Source organism: Herbaspirillum sp. ST 5-3 (genome assembly GCF_004804275.1).
Classification (GTDB): domain Bacteria; phylum Pseudomonadota; class Gammaproteobacteria; order Burkholderiales; family Burkholderiaceae_D; genus Noviherbaspirillum.
On the sequence record NZ_STGI01000002.1, the window covers coordinates 90,391 to 109,387 of the forward strand.

Consider the following 18,997-nt stretch of genomic DNA (forward strand, 5'->3'; position numbering starts at 1 on the left):
AGCTCATTTCAGCGGACAGGTATTTTCGCTCAGCGGTTGGTATGCCTGCTCGCCAGGAATCACTTGCTTGATCTTGATGATATCCCAGTCTCCCTTCGATTCTGACGGCTTCTTCGCTTCGGCCAGGTACATGTCGTGCACCATGCGACCGTTCGCGCGGATCTTGCCGCCTTTGGCGAAGAAATCGTTGATTTCGGTCGACTTCAACTTCTTCATTACCGTATCGGCGTTGTCGGTACCGGTGGCCTGAATCGCCTTGAGGTAGTTCATTGTCGCAGAGTAGGCGCCGGCCTGAATCATGGTCGGCATGAACTTGTTCTCGGCATAGAAACGCTTGGACCAGGCGCGGGTTTCATCGTTGTAATCCCAGTAGAAGCCCGTGGTGAACAACAGGCCCTGCGCAATCGGCAGCCCCAGTCCCTTGATATCGGCATCGAACACCAGCAGGGTTGCCAGTTTCTGTCCGGCTTTGGTCAGGCCGAATTCGGCCGCCTGGCGCACCGAGTTCTGCATGTCCTTGCCGGAGTTGGCCAGGCCGACGACCTTCGCTTTCGATGCCTGGGCTTGCACGAGATAGGAGGAGAAGTCCGAATCGCTCAGCGGGTGACGGCTTTTTCCCACCACCTTTCCGCCCAGTTCCTGAACCACCCTTGCGGTATCCGCTTCAAGAGAATGTCCGAAAGCATAGTCTGCCGTGATGAAGTACCAGCTGTCGCCGCCGTCTTTGGTAATGGCACGGCCGGTGCCGGTCGCCAACGCGTAGGTGTCATACACATAGTGGATGCCGTACGGAGAGCATTCCTTGTTGGTGAGCGCGGTTGTCGCCGATCCGGTGAAGATCATGATGCGTTTCTTCTCTGCTCCCAGCCTCTGCATGGCGATTGCGGCGGCGGAGTCGGTCGATTCGAGGATCATGTCGACCTTGTCGCGATCGATCCATTCGCGTGCCTTGGACATGGCGATGTCGACCTTGTTCTGGTAGTCGGCGGAGAAGACGTTGATCGGCTTCCCGTTGACCTTGCCGCCAAAATCCTTGACCGCCATTTCCACGGCCTTCACGGCGCCCGGCCCGCCATTGGTGGAGTACACGCCGGTCTTGTCGACGATGACGCCGATATTCACCACGTCATCGGAGACTTGCGCCAATGCGTATGCCGGCAGGGCCGATGCGGCTACGATGCTTGCAGCTAGAAAGTGTTTCATTGTCTTACCTCCATGGTTATCTTTGTCGGTGACGCGCACATCGGAGATGTGCAGTTTTACTCCTGTACAGCAAGAGACTTCAGTGGTGTGTTTGCGTGCGGGTATCCCGGAATCGCTGAATCGCATCGATGACCGCACTGTTGCTCGTCACGACGGGAACGCCGAATGCTTCGGCAAGCGCTCTTCGCGCCTCGTACGCCCGGAAGTTCGTGCATGACACGAAAATGCCGTCGAAGCTCTTTCCGGCCAGCCGCTCGCGAGCGAAGGCGACGATCTCTTCCGGCGTCGGATCGGCAAGCGCCACGTTGTCCTCGATGCCCATGCCATACGCGCAAACGATTTCGCGACCGTCCGCCACCGCCGAGGCCACCGATTGGGTAAGATCCTCGTTGTACGGCGTGATCACTGCCAGGCGACGTGCGCCTTGCCTTTCAAGCGCCTCCGCCACAGCGGAAATGACGCCCAGGCCCGGGCAGCCTGCGCGTTCACCGAGTTCCCGGCATACCTTGGCGTCATAGTCGAGACCGAAAAGCGAGCCGGCAGAGGTGCAGCCGAAGACAAGCAAATCCGGATTCAGCGTGCCGAGATCGCCGGCTGCTTGCGGCGCGAACTGTTCGATCATGCGACGTTCCGCGTCGCGCGTGCATTCAACCAGATACATGCGGTCCGCATGCACGGTGAAGTCGCGTTTCGGAAGTGCTGCGTGCAGGTCGTTCTCCATCACAGTGTTTGACGAAGGGACGAGCAGGGCTACGCGCAGTGGGACATGTGAGTCCTTTTTTCCATTCATTCTTCAGTCTCCTTTTGTAAAAGCCGACTCTCGTGTCATTGCTTCCGGTTTTCGGGCGGCGTACCCCATCCGCCGCCGCCGGCTGTGGTCATTTCCAGCAAATCTCCCTTCGCAAGGATATGCGGCCCGCTCTTGGCCGAGAGTTCACGCGTGCCGTTGCGAGATATGAGCCTGAATGAGGCGAGGCCGCCAGGTTCTCCGCCAGAGACGCCGCACGCCGCCGACTTCGTGCGTTCGCCGAGCACGGATGCCTCCACGCCGTCGATCAGAGTGGTGAAGGTCTTGCGCACGCCTGCGCCGCCGCGATGCAAGCCGTTGCCGGCGCTTTCGCGAACGATCTCGTAGTTCAGATAGCGGACGGGCAGCGCCGCTTCGATGCCCTCGATCGGCAGGTTCATGGTATTGCCCATGTGTACCCGCAATCCGCTCGGGCCGCTGCCCTGCGCGGTCGCGCCCATGCCGCCGCCTATCGTCTCGTAATGCACGAAGGCGCGTTTGCGCATCGGATCAAAGCCGCCGAAGGTGTACACGCACGCCGAGCCATAGCTGCCGGCTGATACCCTTTCCGGATAGGCCTTCGCCAGCGCACCCATGAGGATGTCGACGATCCGGTTCGCGGTCTCGGTATTGGCCGCCACCACTGGCGCGGGGTAGGTCGCATGCACGACCGTGCCTTCCGGCGCGATGATTTCGATTCCCGCATAGACGCCGGAATTCGGCGCGATATCGCCGCCGACGAAACTCAGCACGGTGTAATACACGGCGGCGGATGTGATCGGGATCGGCGCGTTGATCGGCCCGCGCACGCAGGGCGACGATCCGGTGAAGTCGAAAGACATCGTTGAACCCACCTTGCGTATGCGTACCTTGACCAGCGGCGCCGCGTCGTCGTCGATGCCGTCGCCATCGAGCGTCTCTTCATTGGAGACATCTGCATCGGGTAGCGCGAGCAGGCGGCCATCGACCAGCCTGCGGCTGTAGGTCTGAGTGTCCGCCATCACTCCGGTAACAACGCCTGCGCCATAGCGGCCGCACAACTCCAGCATGCGCTCGGTCGCGCGCGCATGGCCTGCCAGGGCGGCATGGAAGTCTCCCTTTCGGTCGGCGGGCACGCGCACGTTAGCGAGGATCAGACGAAGCACATCTTCGCGCAGGACGCCGCCTTCGATGATCTTGATCGGAGGAATGCGCAAGCCCTCCTTGATGATTTCGTCACAGACGCTGGAACTGCCGGCTGCAATGCCGCCAATGTCGGGCCAGTGGATGCGGCTCAATACAAATGCAATCAATGTCTCATCGGCAAAAACAGGCGTTAGCAAGGACATATCCGGCAGGTGCGTGCCCCCCTCGTAAGGGTCGTTGAGCAGTACCGCATCCTTCTCTCGCCAAGTCTCGCGCGGGAATGCCTTGAGCGCGGACACGGCGGTAAACCGGGCGGCACCCAGATGTACCGGAATGTCGACGCCTTGCGCGATGACGTTGCAATCGCGGTCCAGGACGGCACAGGACAGGTCCGCGGAAAGACTGAGCAGCGGCGAGAACGAAGTGCGCATGATCACGCTCTTCATCTCCGCACAGATGGCGTAAAGCGTGCTCTTGACGACCTCGAAGGTCACCGGATCGTTATCCAGCACGTTTATCGACGCGATGCGATGTTCTGTTGCGTTCATTTGCCACTCTCCATGATCTGGAACGCGACGCTGCCGTCGGCGCTGATTTTTGCTTGCTGGTTGGCACGCACCCATACGGTCGAGCCGGAGTGCTCGATCAGCAGCGGCCCTGCAAGATCGGCGCCGATGCAGTCGGCGGTGCGGTAGACCGGCAAGGCTTCTTCGCCGCCGTCGGCGCGCAGGAAGCGCTGCGTGCGGTAGGCCCTTGCCGTCGCTGCGGCACCGCGTTCTGCAGAAAAGATGCGTGCCGTCGAGCCGCCCATGGGAAGCGATGTCACCAGACGAAGATTGACCAGCTGCACTGTGGACTCGGCGAGATCGAAGCCGAATTCCGACATGTACATCTCGCGGAATCGCCGCTCGATCTCCTCGGCGGACGGCATCGACGTGCCGTAGCTGCCAAGCGGCACGCGCAATTCGAATAGTTGACCGGCAAACCGCAGGTCGGCGAAACGCTCGAAGCTCGCCGGACTGGCACTGCGCGGCTCCTTCGCGAGCAAGGAATCCGCCTTGTCTTTCAGGCGCGCGAAGGCCTGCTCGAGCAACTCGGCGCGCAGTTCCCGGGTTGCACAAAGCAAGGTCTGGGACAGGTCGTGGCGAACTTCGCCGAGCACGGCACCGAGTGCCGAAAACATCCCGGGAAGCGGCGGAATCACCACTTCCTTCGCACCGGCCTCGGCTCCGACCCAGGCGGCGTGCAGAGGGCCGGCGCCACCGGAAGCCAGGATCGAAAACTCGCGCGGATCGAGGCCGCGCCGCACGGTGGCCAGGCGGACCATCTCGGTCATGCTTGCCACTGCCAGTTCCAGGATGGAGTGCGCCGCACGCGCGACGGACCAGCCCATCGGCCTGGCGATATGCGTCTCGATCGCCGCGACCGCAAGCTCGCGCGAAAAGGCGACGCCGCTGCCTTCAAAGGTTTCCTGACTGAGTGTGCCGATGACGGCGTGGGCGTCCGTTACAGTTGGCAGTTTCCCGCCACGCGAGTAGCAAGCCGGCCCCGGATTGGCGCCGGCGCTCTCCGGACCGACTTTCAGGACGCCGCCGCCGTCGATCCAGGCGATGCTGCCGCCACCGGCCCCGATTTCGATGATGTCGAGCACCGCGCTGCGAATCGGATAGCCGCCAACGTTCCTGCCGTTGACCAGCTGATCGGCGAGGAACTCGTCGGTGACCTTTGGCTTGAAGTCCTGGATGACACCGGCCTTTGCGGTGGTGCCGCCCATATCGAAGGCAATCGCATTTTTGCGGCCGGTGGCGCGGGCATACGCGGCGGTGGCGATCATGCCCGCGGCCGGGCCGGACTCGATAAGATGCGCCGGGTAGCGTGCGGCATTTTCCGGCGAGGTCAGGCCGCCGTTGGATTTGACGATCATCAGATCCTGCACGCCCATGGCCCGCGCCTTCTCGGCAATGCCGCGAATGTACCGGCCGACAGCCGCGCCGATATAGGCATTCACAACTGTCGTGCTGGTTCGCTCGTACTCGCGGAATTCGGGACAGACGTCGCTGGAAACGGTCACGAATGCCTCCGGCAGGGCTTTCTCGATCGCCTGCCGCATCTGCTGCTCGTGGGCTGGATTTGCATAGGAGTGCAGGAATGCGACGGCGACGGAATCGACCCCCGCCGCGCGAAGCTTGTCGATGACGGCAGCTTCGTCGGTCAGCGGAGTGACGACGGCGCCCTCGGCATCCATGCGCTCGTTGACGCCGATGCGCCGCTCGACCGGGACCAGCGCCTCCGAGACATGAACCGACAGGTCATAAAGCGTAGGGCGGTTCTGGCGGCGCAGCTCGATGACGTCGGTGAACCCAGCCGTCGCCAGCAGACCGACCTTGGCTCCCTTGCGCTCGATCAGCGTGTTGGTCCCCACAGTCGTTCCGTGGCATACGAGTGCGCCGCGCACGTCGAGATGATCGGCGACCCTCTGCAATGCGGCAATCACCGCATCGCCCGGATTGGATGGCGTCGAGGGTAGCTTGAACGCCATAAGAACGCTGCTGCCGTCGGCATCGAGCACCACGGCATCGGTAAACGTGCCGCCCACATCGATGCCGATTAGCATTCTATTCACTGTCATTGAGTCCTCTTATGCAATCCTGATGTCAGCCAGGGCTGAAACAAAACGGTCCATGTGTTTCTTGAGGTTGACGTCCACGCGCAGGTACCGGCTGCCGAGGCCTGGAATGTCGGAGCCGTCCTTGACGATGACACCGCGTTTGAGCAGTTCGTTGAAAACCTTGGTCGAATCCAGTTCCGGCGCGAGGATTTCGGTCAGGAAGAAGTTCGCGCGCGAACCTGGCACCATCCGGAAACCGCGCACGGAAGCCAGGCGGTCGGCCACGTAGGCGCGCATTTCGACTACCGTCTTCACCGCGCGATTCACGTGCTCGTCGTCATTGATGCCGGCGATACCGCCAGCGATCTGGAGTTGACCCATGTTCCAGGTCGGCTTGATATGGCGAAGCGGGAGGATCAGATTGTTGTTTGCGGCAATGGCGAAGCCGATACGCAGACCGGCCAGGCCGAATGCCTTCGACAAGGTGCGCAGAACGATCAGATTCGGATATTTCGGCAGAAGTTTCATGCCGAACTCGTTCTCGGTGTAATGGACATAAGCCTCATCCAGCACAACCAGGGTATCGGCGCTTGCCGCATCGCAGACCCGGACGACCTCTTCCTCCGTGATCATGCGGCCGCTCGGATTGTGCGGATTGGTGAGGAAGGCGATCTTCGGATTCACCTTTTTCATCGTCTCGATGTACTGGTCGATCAGCGGATCGAAGTCTTTGCCCATCTTCGAAAACACCGGGCGCCGCCCTTCGCAGTTGGAATAGATGCGATACAGGGGGAAGCAGGGATCGTGCATCAAGACCGGCTCGTCGGGCTTCGCAAAAGCACGGATGACCATGGAAATGACCTCGGTTTCGCCCGAGCCGCACACGACGTTGTCGGGATGAAAACCATATTTCTGACCGATCGCCTCGCGCAGGCGCTTCGCGGTCCAGTCCGGATAAATATCGATGCGCCCCGCTGCCTCGGTCACGGCGGCCAGCGCCTTGGGCGACGGGCCATGCGGATTTTCCGCCGAACCGAGCTTGGCGATCTGATCGAGCGGGATACCATAGGTTTGCGCGACATATTCAGTAGGCAGACCGGGAATGTACACTTCACCTTCCGTCAATGCCGCGTAACTTGCCTTCACCATTCTTCACTCCTTTTGCTGGTTATCATTCAATGACTAGCTTCTCAATTCACGTACTAGTACGTTAACGTGATTTAAAGATAGCATAGCATTACAATTTGTTCCAGCAAATTGTGAATTGCGCGTGATCCCGGGGATGCCAGCTAGCGGCGCCAGCACACAGATCGGCCCGGCTGGATTGATTCTGCGCACTTCTTCTCTCGTGGGATGTTCCAGAATGCAGTAGTACAACTACCTATTTCAAAATATAGTGTAGCAGTATATTCGCCGCGCTGTTTACGACGGCTTGCTCTCGGCAGCACCAATCGCAAACGGTCGATGAACGACGTGGCTTGTCAGTCGGGGGATTCGTGATGGAAGTGCTGATTATCGGGAAGCGGGCAGACGCATTTTCCAGCGCAGCAGCGCCGCGTAATCATCAGCGGTGGTCGCCAGAGGCAGTACCCGGAACAGTTTGACGAGATATGGGCAAGGCTCGATCTCGTTGGGCAGCGGGCATGCACGCGCACGGGGCTGCGCAGGGGGAGCGGTATTGATTTGCACCGCCGGCGCGAACGCCGGCGTTGAAACCGGCATCCCCTCGGCCGACATGGTCTGCTTATCGTATGCTTATCGTAGCGCCGACGCCCGGGTGCGAGGTGTTGGCAGACTGCGGGAATCAGGCAGTACGTGGTGCGCAGAAGGTGTTTGAACGCATCACCAGCGGATGGCCTGGCACGCCGGCGGCAACCAGGCGTCGAGCGACGCCGCTGATGGTCGCTTCATAGGCATGAAACAGATGCATCATATCCACGTCGGCATCGGCGATGTTCTTCATGGCGGACAGGGTATGAATTGCGTCGTTGGTGACAACGCACTTATGGGTAACTGACTCCACTGTCACGGTGAAGGCGACGCCGTCGTTGGTCAGGCGCGGTTGCGGTATGTGGCTCATGATGAGCTCCTTTATCTTGGAGGGGCCGGAGGCCCCGGTGTGCTGATCGACGGCATTCAGCGACCGGGTGCTTGAATGCATTGCCGGGAACGCCATGTGTCGATAAAAAAACAGGTGGAATCGGATTCCGAGTAGCTGTGCTCTTAGAAAGAACACTCGTAGAGGAGGGAAATGGTCCGCAGGAGGCCTTGCTAGAAAACGAGTGACGTCATGAATATTGTTTTGTCGTCACACGGATAAGACAACAGCTTACGGGATTAGTTTGATGAATTGGAAATATATTTTTCCACACGTTCAGCTGCATGCATCGAAATGGCACGCCTGCTGCGAGGCAATCGGCAAGTTTGGAGTACACCGCTATTGCCGCAGCGCACTGGCGTCAACCGTTCCCCGCCCTAGAAGCCGCGTAAAATCGTCGGCCGGTACCGCTGCGCTGAAAAGATAACCCTGCCCCTCGGTGCAGTGATTGGCATGAAGAAATGAAAGCTGCGCCGCTGTTTCGACGCCTTCCGCAACAACGCGTTGTCCAAGGCTCATTCCCATACCGATCACGACATTCACGATGTTCGCCGAGATGCTTTGCACGAAGGACCGGTCAATTTTCAACACGTCGATGGGAAACTGGCTGAGGTAACTCAAACTGGAATAGCCGGTACCGAAATCGTCCAGGGCAAGCTGCACGCCGATCTGTTTCAGTTCATGAAGGATGGCACTGCTTGATTCCACGTTTCGCATCAGCACACTTTCAGTCAGGTCAAGCTGAAGAAATCGCGCTTCCAAGCCTGTCTCATCCAACACATTACGCAGATTCTCCACAAATCGACGATCCCGAAATTCCGGTGCGGAGACGTTGACGGCGATGGTAAAGGATTGCATTCCCTGATCGCACCATGCCTTGGCCTGCAGGCATGCCTGGCGAAGGACTATTTTTCCCAGGGCAACGATAAGGCCCGATTCTTCTGCGACCGGGATAAACGACTCGGGAAGCATCATGCCCTTTTCGGGGTGAATCCATCGAACGAGCGCTTCTGCGCCCGTGACCGTCCCTGATACCAGATCGACCTTTGGCTGGTAATACACCAAAAGCTCATCTGCAGCAATTGCGCGACGCAGGTCTGCCTCAATGGCGTGGCGCTCCACTGCCAAGGCATTCATCGCGCCATTGAAGAATTGATAATTGCCTTTACCCTTTTTCTTCGCGTGATACATGGCCGCATCGGCATTCTTGACCAAAGCATCGGGGTCGTCCCCGTCGGCAGGAAACACGCTGATCCCGATACTCGTCGTGATGTGCAGCTCATGACCAGCGAGGTGGTGGGGCGCTGCGAGCGCATGGAGGATTTTTTCAGCGGTAATGGTGGCATGCTCTGCCAGCGCATCTTCCAGGACAAGGACGACGAACTCGTCACCACCCATACGGCTTACCGTGTCGGAATGCCGCACTTGAGATACGAGCCGGCATGCGACGGATTCGAGCAGCTTGTCGCCCACTGCGTGCCCGAGCGAGTCATTGATGTACTTGAAGTTGTCGAGGTCAAGAAACAGAACGGCAAGCTGGGTGGCATGCCGCTTTGCATAGGCAATGGCCTGCGACAGGCGATCACTGAAGAGCAGACGGTTCGGCAGGCCGGTAAGGTAATCATGCTGTGCCAGGTGCGCCATTTTCTGCGCCATGGTCTTGGCTTCGGACACGTCGTGGAATGAAACAACCGCGCCGGTAATGTCACCGTTTCGATCAAAGATCGGTGCTGCGGAGTCTTCAATCGGCGATTCATAGCCGTCCCGGCGAACCAGTACCGAATTGGCGTAGAGGGCAAGGGCCTTTCCATGAACGATGACCATTTCGACCGGGTTTCTTTGGGGCTGTCGCGTCTCGCCGTCGATCAGATGCAAGACTTCGGCAACCGGACGGCTTTGCGCCTCGTCGCGTGACCAGCCTGTCATGAGCTCGGCAGCTGCATTCATGTAAGTGACGTTGCCCGCGACGTCGGTGCTGAGAACGCCATCGCCTATCGACTCTAGCGTGACGCGCGACCGTTCCCGTTCCACGAAGAGCGCTTCTTCCACCTTCTTTCGCTGAATGATATTGCGCAGCGCCTGCGGTACCAGGGAATTCTTGAAGTGGCCCTTGCTGAGAAAACCTTGCGCGCCGCGCTGCACTGCTTCGATAGCGAGGTGTTCATTTTGCTCGTCGCAGAGCATCATGATAGGAATGAACGGAACCAGCTTGAAGAGCGCATCGAAGGTTTCGAGGCCGTGACTGTCCGGCAGAAAGAGATCGGTGAGAATAATATTGACGCCGCGCCGTTCCAATCGGCTCGCTGCGTCCGATAAACGACGAACCCAGCCCGTCATAAAAGGACCGTCTCTTGCCGTGGCAAGTGTTTCTTCCAGCAACTTTGCGTCCGCAACGTCGTCGGTGACGATAAGGACCATGTTGCCAGTCATCATGTCCTCTCAAAAATGGAACGTTCACGACGCGTGATGGAGGAGAACGCAAGGCACGGTAACCATTATGACCCTATGGATTCATTCAGGTTCGAGTACCGGTTGAATATGCAAGAAAATCTTGTGGAAGATGGTGCAATAAGTTAGCTTTTAGGCCCCGCTTGAATGAGTGACTACATGAGGCGGTGGCCATAGGCAGGTTCCCGGACAGCGGTCACGCCAGCGTGAAATGGCACAAACGACCCGAAACCGTCTGTCCACGTCATCGGAAGCAGTCGTTCGCCGGCAAGCGGGCCAAGAGCGCACTTGATTCCAACCCCCTCACACATTGCCATCTTTTTACTCCCCGCGGCCGCTCACAGGGCGAATTGATCGCGCCCCTGCTGCTTGGCGCGGTACATCGCAGTATCGGCATGCTCCAGCAGGCTTTCCGTATCGCCTCCATCGTCAGGATACAAACTGGCCCCGATGCTGACGGAGATTGTTGTCGACTGCGCGCCCAATTGATAGGGTTTGCGCAGGGAAGCGAGAATTTTCCCGGCCACCGCCTTGACTTCCATTTTGTGCGTCGGCCCTTCGAGCAGTACCACGAATTCATCGCCACCGAGCCGGGCGATGGTGTCCACTTCGCGCACGCAGCCCGCCAGTCGGTGGGCCACGTCGACCAGCAAGGCATCGCCACTCGCATGGCCCATGCGGTCATTGACCTCCTTGAAACGATCCAGATCCAGAAACAGCAATGCAAAGCGTTCATGCTTGCGCTGTGCCCGCGCGATTGCCAATCGGGCTCTATCCTTCAGCAAATTTCTGTTGGGCAGGCCGGTCAAGGCATCATGGGCGGCGGCATGCGTGAGTTCCGCGGTTTTTTGCTGAGCTTCCGTCACGTCACGGAACACCGACACGGCACCGACAGCGTTGCTGTGCCGGTCATACAGTGGCGTTGCCAATTCATCGACAACATGTTTTCCCCCGCCCTTGCTACACAGCACGCTTTGCTTTCGAATCTGCTGCGCCGAACGAAGACTCTCTTCCAGTGCGGTCGCAACGCGCTGATTCTGCGGGTCGACGTTCTCGAAAATTTCAGCGGCTGGCCGATGCAGCGCCTGCTGGTAATTCCAGCCGCATAGTTGCTCGGCGGCCGGATTCAGAAACTCGATCCGGCTGTCCGCATCGACCAAAGCGACGCCTTCGCCGATGGAACTCAAGGTGGTTTGCAGTCTGTCCTTTTCCTGGAACAGGTCTTCCTCGGCGCGGTGGCGTTGCACAATTTCGTCTTTCAGTCGCTCTTTGTCAAAGCGAAGTGTGAGGACATTGCGGATGACCAAATGAAAATTCCACGCTGAAATCAATATGCTGGCGAGAAAGATCAACGTCATCATGCCCATTACCGTATGCAAGGTCGTCGGAAGGGTGAAAAACCGCACGGCCAGTGGAAGCAGTTCCGGCAGCAGGAATGCGAGGCAGGCATCCATCCGCGGCGCGAGCACGCTGATGCCGCCTGCGGCCATGCCGGCCAGCACAAACGCCACGAATACCTGATGCGCGATTGAATCCATCGGAAACAGCAGCACCGCCGCCGATCCCCAAATCACGCCGGCCGATCCGGCACCGATCAGGTAGAAATTGTTCCATAGATGGGCATGCTCAGGCCCTGGTTGATCGCGGGCATATCGCCAGATCAGGAGACCCCTGAACGCGGTGATCAGCACAAGCCCGCCATACCAGACGGACAGGATGCGGAAGGGAATATAAGTACTCTGGACAAAGGCAAGAATGGCGCCATTGATCAGCGTCACGCCATAGGCAAGCGGCGCGCTCTTGTAGAGGAGCTTGATTTGTCCGTCAAGCAGCAGATGATCGGGCGAACTGGAGTCGCCGCTTGCATGTTTCATTTCTCTCGCCGAAAAGGTGACAAGAGTATTAATGCAATTTGACCGAGAGCATTGGCTTTTGTTCTACATGGAAGAGCCGACCCGGACGAGGAGCAGTGATGCGCGGCACCGCCGGAACTTGCGTGAAGGAAGACAGCTCGCCGCAATGCCTGCTCCCCCACCTCGCGCGGCATGCGGCGCATCCCCAGCCTTATGCTGACGCCGCGACCGGCGAATACAGCGCGACCTGGTCTGTCAGGGCTTTCCGGAACGCCGGGCGGGCCATGCAGCGCGTCTTGTAGGCGCTGAGCGCGGCGAAGCGCTCTACCAGGTCGGTGGCATCGAGCAGGCGCAACACCGTGGTCATCAGGATGTCGGCAACGGAAAAGCTGCCGGCCAGATAGTCCCGACCCGCGAGCCAGGCGTCGACATCATGCAACCGCTTCAATGCCATATCTTCCAGGGCCGGCCGGCGTTCGACGGTCCAGGACGCGTTGGCCGGAGCGCCGAGCAGTTCGGCGAGATTGGCGAGATACGGCTCGACGGAATTGAGCGCCGCGAACATCCACGTAAAGACTTGCATGCGGCCGGCGTGATCGGCAGGGAGCAGGGCAGGTGACTTTTCGCCGAGGTGCGCGAGAATTGCGCCGGATTCGAACAGCGTCAGGCCGTCGTCGATTAGCACCGGCACCTGGCCAAAGGGTTGCTGTTGGCGATAGGCCGGCGTCAGCCGGTCTTCGAGGTCGATCAGGTGGATACGGTATGGCAGTCCTGCTTCCTCCAGTGCCCAGCGCACGCGCAGGTCGCGCACATGACCGACAGCAAAAGGTGGAACGGAGCGAAAGGTGATCAGTGTATGCATGCTGGCTCTCCTTGGTGGTAACAAGCTCCGAGCATACCGACGCGCATATTATGTTCAAGAACATAATTTGAATCGGCTGGATAATGTGCCCGAGGAGGAAGCAGCATGCCCTACAGCAGCGAACACAAGGTCCGCACCCGCGCGCGCATCGTGGAGTCGGCTCGCAAGTTGTTTAATCGCCACGGATTCGAGCAGGTCTCGATCGATCGCATCATGACCGAAGCCGGCTTGACGCGCGGCGGCTTCTACCATCACTTCGACAGCAAGGACGAGCTGTACGCGGCTGCTGTCGCCAGCTTCTCCAACTGCAACCCGTTCAAGCCCGATCCCGTCGGCCATGAGCCGCAGCAACTGGCGCGCATGCTCATCGACGTCTACCTGAGCGACGAAGTGCTGGACAACATCGACTTCCATTGCCCGCTCTACGCGCTGCCGGGCGACGTGGCGCGCGCGGGGCTGTCGCCGCAAAAGGCGTATACGCAACTGATCCGCAACCTCACGCAAGTGTATGCGCGCGCACTGACAGGCAAGCCGGATGGCGAGCAGCGCGCGCAAGCCATTGTGTCGCTGTGCGTCGGTGGCATGGTGCTGGCCCGTACGACCGATGATCCGGCGCTGCGCCGTTCCTTGCGTACCGCCGCGCGCCAGCAGGCACTGGCGTTGCTCGATAGCGGCTGACATCCGCCAGGTTTGGCGGTCGCCGATATTACTCTTTGGGAGACGGGATGCGCCGCCGCTATCCCGCCGACGACAGCGTTTCGATGAGCAAGCGCATGCGCGCCGGCACGAGCCGGTTGCCCGGCCAGACCAGGCTGATCGGCTGGGGCGGCGGAGCATATGCGGCAAGCACTTCGACCAGGCTGCCGTCGGCAATGGCATCTTCTGCCATGAAGCGCGGTACCTGCGTGAGTCCGGCGTCGTAGCGTGCGGCTTCGACCATGCCTTCCCCGTCGTTGACCACGGCGCGTGCAGCAGGGTGGAATTCGCGCAGCCGGCCATCCACCTGCAGTTGCACCGGCCGCTCGCGACCGGAAGTCGGATTGCGGAAGGCCACGAAGCTGTGCTGTTCAAGCTGGTCCGGGCGCGTCGGCTTGCGGCGCTGTCGCAGGTAAGCGGGACTGGCGCAGAGCACGAGGCGCTGCCAGTCGATACGCCTTGCGGCGAGCCGCGAATCATCGAGCTCTCCGACGCGAACCGCAGCGTCCATGCCGTCCTTGATGAGGTCGCAGAATGAATCGGAGAGGCGCACGTCAAGCTGCAGGCCGGGGTGCTGCGACAGGAGCCGCGCGAGCCGCGGCATGACGACGCGCTTGCCGTAGGTGATCGGCATGTTGATGCGCAGCTGGCCGCGCGGCTCGCCGCTCGCGCCCGAGGCAAGCGATTCGATTTCATCGATGTCGGCCAGCACCTTCTCGCAACGTGCAAACAGTGCTTCGCCGTCCGAGGTCAGTGTGACCTGGCGCGTCGTGCGGTGGAAAAGCTTGATGCCGAGCCGCTCCTCCAGGCGGAGGATGCGCTTGGCGACAGTGGAGGCGGTGATGCCGAGCTCGCGTCCCGCACGGGCGAAACTGGCGTGGCGTGCCGTGACGGCGAATGCCATGAATTCGCTGAATCCGCTCATCCGGCCTCCCTCGATTGAAGAATAAATTTCCTTAATGTTGTGAAATTACAGCATATTCACTATTGAGTGCAAGGCCGGCATACTGCGTCTCACTTTATCAAGGAGATCATCATGCAGATACTCACAAACCATACGCCCGCACGCACCGAGATCCCGGGAATCGAGCACATCACGCTTGCAGGCAGCCCTACGGGCTTGCGCACGCTCTCTGTGTGGAAGCAATCGATGTCAGCCGGCCATGCGACGCCGCCACACCGGCATGCATGCGAGGAAGTCGTGATCTGCACAGCCGGTATCGGCGAGCTGCACGCGGAGGGGCGCGTGGAACGGTTCACGGCCGGCCAGACCATCCTCATTCCGGCGGGCGTCGACCATCAGCTGATCAGCATCGGGCCGGAGCCACTGGTAACCATTGCCGCCTTCGCGATGACGCCGGTCTTGACCACGTCGCCGCATGGTGATGTGCTCGACTTGCCCTGGGAAAGTTGATGCGAGCCGGGAGGTGACTGCATTTGTGGAGGAGGCGACGCCTGTCTGCGGCCGCAATGAGTCCGTTGTCAGGCGTGTCGCCATGTTGCGTTTTTCCGGTTGAAGCAAGCCGGCGCAAAAATGAAGATGGCCCGCGATGCGGGCCATCTTGAATCGAACCTGTCGCCCGGTGCCGGCACCCCAGAACCATGGGTCCATGGGGGTCGGAAGTGGCATGACTTCGGGTTCATCGCAAAGCGACAATCGCTCCCATCATGACGCATCTCCAACCATTGCGCGAGATCGTCCAAAGGATGTATTGGCACGGTTTAACGCGACAGGTGAACTTCATACTACGCTCTTGGCCGCGCCTGTCAAGGCCGGTCGGAAGGATGCCGCGAAATAACTTGCTTGACTCGAAGCGGTCAGCCGTCGTTCGGTGAAGGCGAGATGCGCTTGAGGCGCTGGCCATAGATGCCCCACATAGTCTCGACACCATCCATGTTCCCGACCAGGGCCCAGCCCGTACCGATCTTGCGCGCCTCGACCGGGATTTCCAACTCGTTTGCGACCTGCTGCGCCCATTGCTTTGCCGCACCTTGCCCCTTGAACAACTCATTGCCTTCAAATATCACCGTGCCCTCGAACACGGGCTTGATAAATACACTCATATGACGCTCCTTCGGTAAGCTCGCTTGGCGTGACGAGCACATGCACCGCGCTACAAGGTGAAGGCGAAACTGTGCAGACGCTTAAACCGGGCGGGATGGAATCAAGCAGTCATCCATTCGTCAACAGATGAAAGCACAGGCGATATTATGCCCGCTTGTCGGCGTCTTTCGAGGAATCGGCTGACAGTGATGGCCGGCTGACAAAGGATATTGTGACTTCTCGGCTGGCCGCTTGGAGCTTCATGGCAAACCGGAGTCACGAAACCAGGCCATACGGCACCTCAATCGGCGATGGCAGGCATTTCCGTTCACGCAAGATTTCTGTGAACAGATCCGCTGTCACCGGGTGACTAACATAAAACCCTTGCATCGAATCGCAACCACGACCTTGCAAAAAAGCCAGTTGCTCCTGGTTCTCCACTCCCTCGGCGATCACATGCAAGCGCAAGTTATGTGCGAGCGAGATGATCGACTGGACGATTTCGGCATCATCCGGGTCGAGAGTGACATCGCGGATAAATGACTGATCGATTTTAAGCACATTGAGCGGTAGTCGCTTCAGGTAGGACAGACTGGAATAGCCGGTGCCGAAGTCGTCTACCGACAATTTCACGCCCAGCTTTCTGAAGTCATGCATGATGCCGATCGCATGATCGATATCGGTCATCACCAGGCTCTCGGTCAGTTCGATTTCCAAATGCTCCGCAGACAATCCGGTCTGTTCCAGGACTGCCGCCACCGACTGCACCAGATCTTTCTGCATGAACTGACGCGGCGACAAATTCACCGCCACCACCAAATTGCCGTAGCCCGCCTGTTGCCACGCCTTGTTCTGGCTGCAGGCAGTGTGCACCACCCACGCGCCAATCTGGATAATCAATCCGGTTTCCTCAGCCAGTCCGATAAAATGACTGGGCGGCAGCAGGCCAAGCCGTGGATGCTGCCAGCGCAGCAGCGCTTCCATGCCGGTGATATGGCCGCTGTGCAAATTGACCTGCGGCTGGTAATGCAGCACAAACTGACCCCGGTCGAGCGCGTTGCGCAAGTCGCGTTCCATATGAAAACGATCCAGCGTCCGCTCATTCATCGTCTGCGTGTAAAACTGGAAGCTATTGCTGCCAAGGTCCTTGGCACGATACATGGCGATATCCGCATGCTTGATCAGCGTATCCGGATCACGGCCGTCGGTTGGGCATACTGCAACGCCAATACTGCAGTTCAGAGAAAACTCATGCTCTTCGAATGTCAGCGGTTGCGCAATGGTAGTGATGATGCGATGAATGACGCCCACCACCAGTCCTTCGTCGATGCGTCCCGCCAGGACCAATGCAAATTCATCGCCGCCCAGGCGCGCCACCGTATCGACCTCGCTCGCCGTCGATTGCAGTCGCCTCGCAATCGTCTTCAAAATTTTGTCGCCGGCCATGTGGCCCAGCGTATCGTTGACCACATTGAATCGATCCAGATCGACGAACAACACCCACACAGAATGCCCGAAATGCTCTGAATCGGCGATGGCCAGACTGAGCCGGTCGCGCAGCAGATTGCGGTTTGCCAATCCCGTCAGCACATCGTGGGTGGCCTGGAACTCCAGTTCCGCTTCGTGGCGCTTGGCCTCCGTAATATCGTATTGCGCCACTACGAAGTGACTGACCTCGCCGGCATCGTTCCTGACCGGTGAAAGGTGCATTTCATTCCAGTACATGGTGCCGTCCTTGCGGTAGGTGCGCAGCACCGTATGGCCTTCACGCTTCTCGCGCAGCGCAGCGCGGATTGCCTCGGTATTTTGCTGGTCGCGATAGTTGCCCTTCAATAAATTCAGGCTGCGGCCCAGCACTTCTGCGGAGGAATACCCGGTAATGCGCTCAAACGCCGGGTTGACGTATTCAATCACGTAATCGGGCGTGCTGTTGATGATGATGATGGCGTTGGCACTGGCATCGATCACGCGCTCGCGCAGGCGCAGGAATTTCTCTGTGTTGATGCGTTGAGCAATATCCTTGGAAAGACACGAGTTGGCCAACTGCAAGGCCGCCGTACGTTCGGTGGTGACACGTTCGATCGTCGCTTGCCGCGAAACCAGCGCGTAGACATACGCTGCCGTCAAGATGCTGAGCAGTATGCCGCTCAGCAACACATACAACGAACCCTTGTGATTTTGCATAAACAGGACCGGTGTCGCTGAAACCACCATATGCCACTGCGTGCCCGCCACGGCGATTCGCCCCGATACGTTGTCCAGGTTGTCATACCATAACCAGGCCGGCCATATCGATGGCATCCGATGCGGAACCGCACCGTCGTCGTAGCGGAAAACCACGTTTGCAGGATCCGGCGTATCGCCCGCATAGACGCTAATACCGCTATCTGGCGACGGCAGGAAGCCGCGCGAGATGAGAATTTTCTCGATCATATCGCCAGCCCGAAATACGGCGGCAGTATCGCCGATCACCGCTTCGCGGCGCGCTGCCGCGCTCTTCGGCACAGAACCGGATCGATACACCGGCATGATAATAATCACGCCTTGCTGCGTATTCTTTTCCTGCATCAGTCGCAGCAAGCCGGTTGCCGCGGGCAAGCCGGTTTCGGTGGCGCGCTTGATCGCCGCGTTCTGGAACGAATACGACAGCGAGTCGAAACCGAATGCCTTTTCGTTTCCTTGCATCGGTTCAATATAGTCGACCACGCGATAGACCGGCCGGGTGCCGGCGGGCACCATCTTGCCGTCCCTTATTTCGGTAACGCTAAAACCGGGAAAACGCTTGCGCATTTCCGACTCGTAGGCCGGTCGTTCGGCGTCCGATATCAGGCGATGAAAATTGAATGCCTGTATATATGGATAGCGCTCCAGCATCGGTTGGACAAAGACGCGGAATTGCTCGCGACTAACCAGGCCGGCCGTGACAAATAGCTGGTTGACACTTCGCAATCCGGAAATGGCATCTTCGACGCCTTCGTTGACGGCTTGCAGCCGTAATTCCGCACTTCGCTTGAACTCAAATTTTTGTTGGTTGTATTCAATGCGGCGGATTGCCGAAAACAGGAGTGCGGTAATCGTCAGCCCGAGCACCAACGCAATCAGAGAAGAGATCGAGACTGAAAAGCGCAGGAGCTTCAGTATCTTCCATTTTTTTATATTGTCGATGACACTCGAACTCAAAGCAGCCATCCCTGATCCAGTCGGCGCTGCGACTGTGGCAAGCACCCGTCGTCCCTACCAAATGCAACACCGTTTTTCTGCAAAGTGTTGCAC

General features: G+C 59.0%; 15 protein-coding genes. 2 read left to right on the forward strand and 13 right to left on the reverse strand.

The window, feature by feature from the left end; translation table 11 throughout:
* Positions 1–3 precede the first annotated feature (3 nt).
* The 10 genes from E6W33_RS03990 to E6W33_RS04035 all read right to left on the reverse strand — a co-directional run bounded on the left by E6W33_RS03990 (position 4) and on the right by E6W33_RS04035 (position 12,984).
* On the reverse strand, positions 4–1,203 hold the full coding sequence (locus E6W33_RS03990; RefSeq protein ID WP_136414579.1) for an ABC transporter substrate-binding protein: 1,200 nt from the start codon (positions 1,201–1,203) through the stop codon (positions 4–6).
* Between the two features lie 79 nt (positions 1,204–1,282).
* Complete coding sequence (locus E6W33_RS03995; RefSeq protein WP_136414581.1) at positions 1,283–1,993, reverse strand: aspartate/glutamate racemase family protein; 711 nt, start codon at positions 1,991–1,993, stop codon at positions 1,283–1,285.
* Positions 1,994–2,028: 35 nt separating this feature from the next.
* Entirely contained in the window at positions 2,029–3,663 is a 1,635-nt protein-coding gene (locus E6W33_RS04000) for a hydantoinase B/oxoprolinase family protein (protein ID WP_168798519.1), read from the reverse strand.
* The gene (locus E6W33_RS04005) at positions 3,660–5,744 is read right to left on the reverse strand and encodes a hydantoinase/oxoprolinase family protein (RefSeq protein WP_136414585.1); all 2,085 of its coding nucleotides are present in this window, start codon (positions 5,742–5,744) and stop codon (positions 3,660–3,662) included. Before E6W33_RS04005 ends, E6W33_RS04000 begins: the two co-directional genes overlap by 4 nt.
* A 9-nt stretch (positions 5,745–5,753) precedes the next feature.
* Positions 5,754–6,872, reverse strand: a complete 1,119-nt coding sequence (gene hisC, locus E6W33_RS04010; RefSeq protein ID WP_136414587.1) for a histidinol-phosphate transaminase — start codon at positions 6,870–6,872, stop codon at positions 5,754–5,756.
* A 363-nt stretch (positions 6,873–7,235) separates the two neighbouring features.
* Complete coding sequence (locus E6W33_RS27260) at positions 7,236–7,460, reverse strand: transposase domain-containing protein (protein ID WP_211097229.1); 225 nt, start codon at positions 7,458–7,460, stop codon at positions 7,236–7,238.
* 67 nt (positions 7,461–7,527) lie between these two features.
* A complete protein-coding gene (locus E6W33_RS04020; RefSeq protein WP_136414589.1) occupies positions 7,528–7,803 on the reverse strand; it encodes a DUF1488 family protein in 276 nt (91 codons plus the stop codon).
* A gap of 357 nt (positions 7,804–8,160) precedes the next feature.
* On the reverse strand, positions 8,161–10,254 hold the full coding sequence (locus E6W33_RS04025) for an EAL domain-containing protein (RefSeq protein ID WP_136414592.1): 2,094 nt from the start codon (positions 10,252–10,254) through the stop codon (positions 8,161–8,163).
* 353 nt (positions 10,255–10,607) lie between these two features.
* Entirely contained in the window at positions 10,608–12,143 is a 1,536-nt protein-coding gene (locus tag E6W33_RS04030) for a sensor domain-containing diguanylate cyclase (protein ID WP_136414594.1), read from the reverse strand.
* 190 nt (positions 12,144–12,333) lie between these two features.
* Positions 12,334–12,984: a glutathione S-transferase family protein gene (locus E6W33_RS04035; RefSeq protein WP_136414597.1), complete on the reverse strand. Its 651-nt coding sequence runs from the start codon at positions 12,982–12,984 to the stop codon at positions 12,334–12,336.
* Between the two features lie 105 nt (positions 12,985–13,089).
* Here E6W33_RS04035 and E6W33_RS04040 point away from each other — a divergent pair, with 105 nt between their 5' ends.
* Complete coding sequence (locus tag E6W33_RS04040; protein WP_136414599.1) at positions 13,090–13,662, forward strand: TetR/AcrR family transcriptional regulator; 573 nt, start codon at positions 13,090–13,092, stop codon at positions 13,660–13,662.
* A 58-nt stretch (positions 13,663–13,720) separates the two neighbouring features.
* On the opposite strand, the gene E6W33_RS04045 is transcribed toward E6W33_RS04040, so the two are convergent.
* A complete protein-coding gene (locus tag E6W33_RS04045) occupies positions 13,721–14,605 on the reverse strand; it encodes a LysR family transcriptional regulator (RefSeq protein WP_136414601.1) in 885 nt (294 codons plus the stop codon).
* Positions 14,606–14,716: 111 nt separating this feature from the next.
* Between E6W33_RS04045 and E6W33_RS04050 the strand changes: the two genes are divergently transcribed.
* Positions 14,717–15,094 carry a cupin domain-containing protein gene (locus E6W33_RS04050; protein ID WP_136414604.1) on the forward strand — a complete coding sequence of 126 codons (378 nt, stop codon included), beginning with the start codon at positions 14,717–14,719 and terminating at the stop codon, positions 15,092–15,094.
* Positions 15,095–15,498: 404 nt separating this feature from the next.
* Here the strand turns inward: E6W33_RS04050 and E6W33_RS04055 are convergent, their stop codons facing one another.
* Together E6W33_RS04055 and E6W33_RS04060 are read right to left on the reverse strand one after the other, a co-directional pair.
* Complete coding sequence (locus tag E6W33_RS04055) at positions 15,499–15,744, reverse strand: hypothetical protein (protein ID WP_136414606.1); 246 nt, start codon at positions 15,742–15,744, stop codon at positions 15,499–15,501.
* 256 nt (positions 15,745–16,000) lie between these two features.
* Positions 16,001–18,913, reverse strand: coding sequence for an EAL domain-containing protein (locus E6W33_RS04060; protein ID WP_136414608.1), 2,913 nt, complete (start codon positions 18,911–18,913; stop codon positions 16,001–16,003).
* Between the last annotated feature and the right edge of the window lie 84 nt (positions 18,914–18,997).

Bases quoted from the DNA above. Each gene is read 5' to 3' on its own strand.
- E6W33_RS04060 (WP_136414608.1), bottom strand. From the start codon at position 18,913: ATGGCTGCTTTGAGTTCGAGTGTCATCGACAATATAAAAAAATGGAAG.
- E6W33_RS04040 (WP_136414599.1), top strand. From the start codon at position 13,090: ATGCCCTACAGCAGCGAACACAAGGTCCGCACCCGCGCGCGCATCGTG.
- E6W33_RS27260 (WP_211097229.1), bottom strand. From the start codon at position 7,460: ATGTCGGCCGAGGGGATGCCGGTTTCAACGCCGGCGTTCGCGCCGGCG.
- E6W33_RS04030 (WP_136414594.1), bottom strand. From the start codon at position 12,143: ATGAAACATGCAAGCGGCGACTCCAGTTCGCCCGATCATCTGCTGCTT.
- E6W33_RS04055 (WP_136414606.1), bottom strand. From the start codon at position 15,744: ATGAGTGTATTTATCAAGCCCGTGTTCGAGGGCACGGTGATATTTGAA.
- E6W33_RS04000 (WP_168798519.1), bottom strand. From the start codon at position 3,663: ATGAACGCAACAGAACATCGCATCGCGTCGATAAACGTGCTGGATAAC.
- E6W33_RS04020 (WP_136414589.1), bottom strand. From the start codon at position 7,803: ATGAGCCACATACCGCAACCGCGCCTGACCAACGACGGCGTCGCCTTC.
- E6W33_RS03990 (WP_136414579.1), bottom strand. From the start codon at position 1,203: ATGAAACACTTTCTAGCTGCAAGCATCGTAGCCGCATCGGCCCTGCCG.
- E6W33_RS04005 (WP_136414585.1), bottom strand. From the start codon at position 5,744: ATGACAGTGAATAGAATGCTAATCGGCATCGATGTGGGCGGCACGTTT.
- hisC (WP_136414587.1), bottom strand. From the start codon at position 6,872: ATGGTGAAGGCAAGTTACGCGGCATTGACGGAAGGTGAAGTGTACATT.
- E6W33_RS04050 (WP_136414604.1), top strand. From the start codon at position 14,717: ATGCAGATACTCACAAACCATACGCCCGCACGCACCGAGATCCCGGGA.
- E6W33_RS04035 (WP_136414597.1), bottom strand. From the start codon at position 12,984: ATGCATACACTGATCACCTTTCGCTCCGTTCCACCTTTTGCTGTCGGT.
- E6W33_RS04045 (WP_136414601.1), bottom strand. From the start codon at position 14,605: ATGAGCGGATTCAGCGAATTCATGGCATTCGCCGTCACGGCACGCCAC.
- E6W33_RS03995 (WP_136414581.1), bottom strand. From the start codon at position 1,993: ATGAATGGAAAAAAGGACTCACATGTCCCACTGCGCGTAGCCCTGCTC.
- E6W33_RS04025 (WP_136414592.1), bottom strand. From the start codon at position 10,254: ATGATGACTGGCAACATGGTCCTTATCGTCACCGACGACGTTGCGGAC.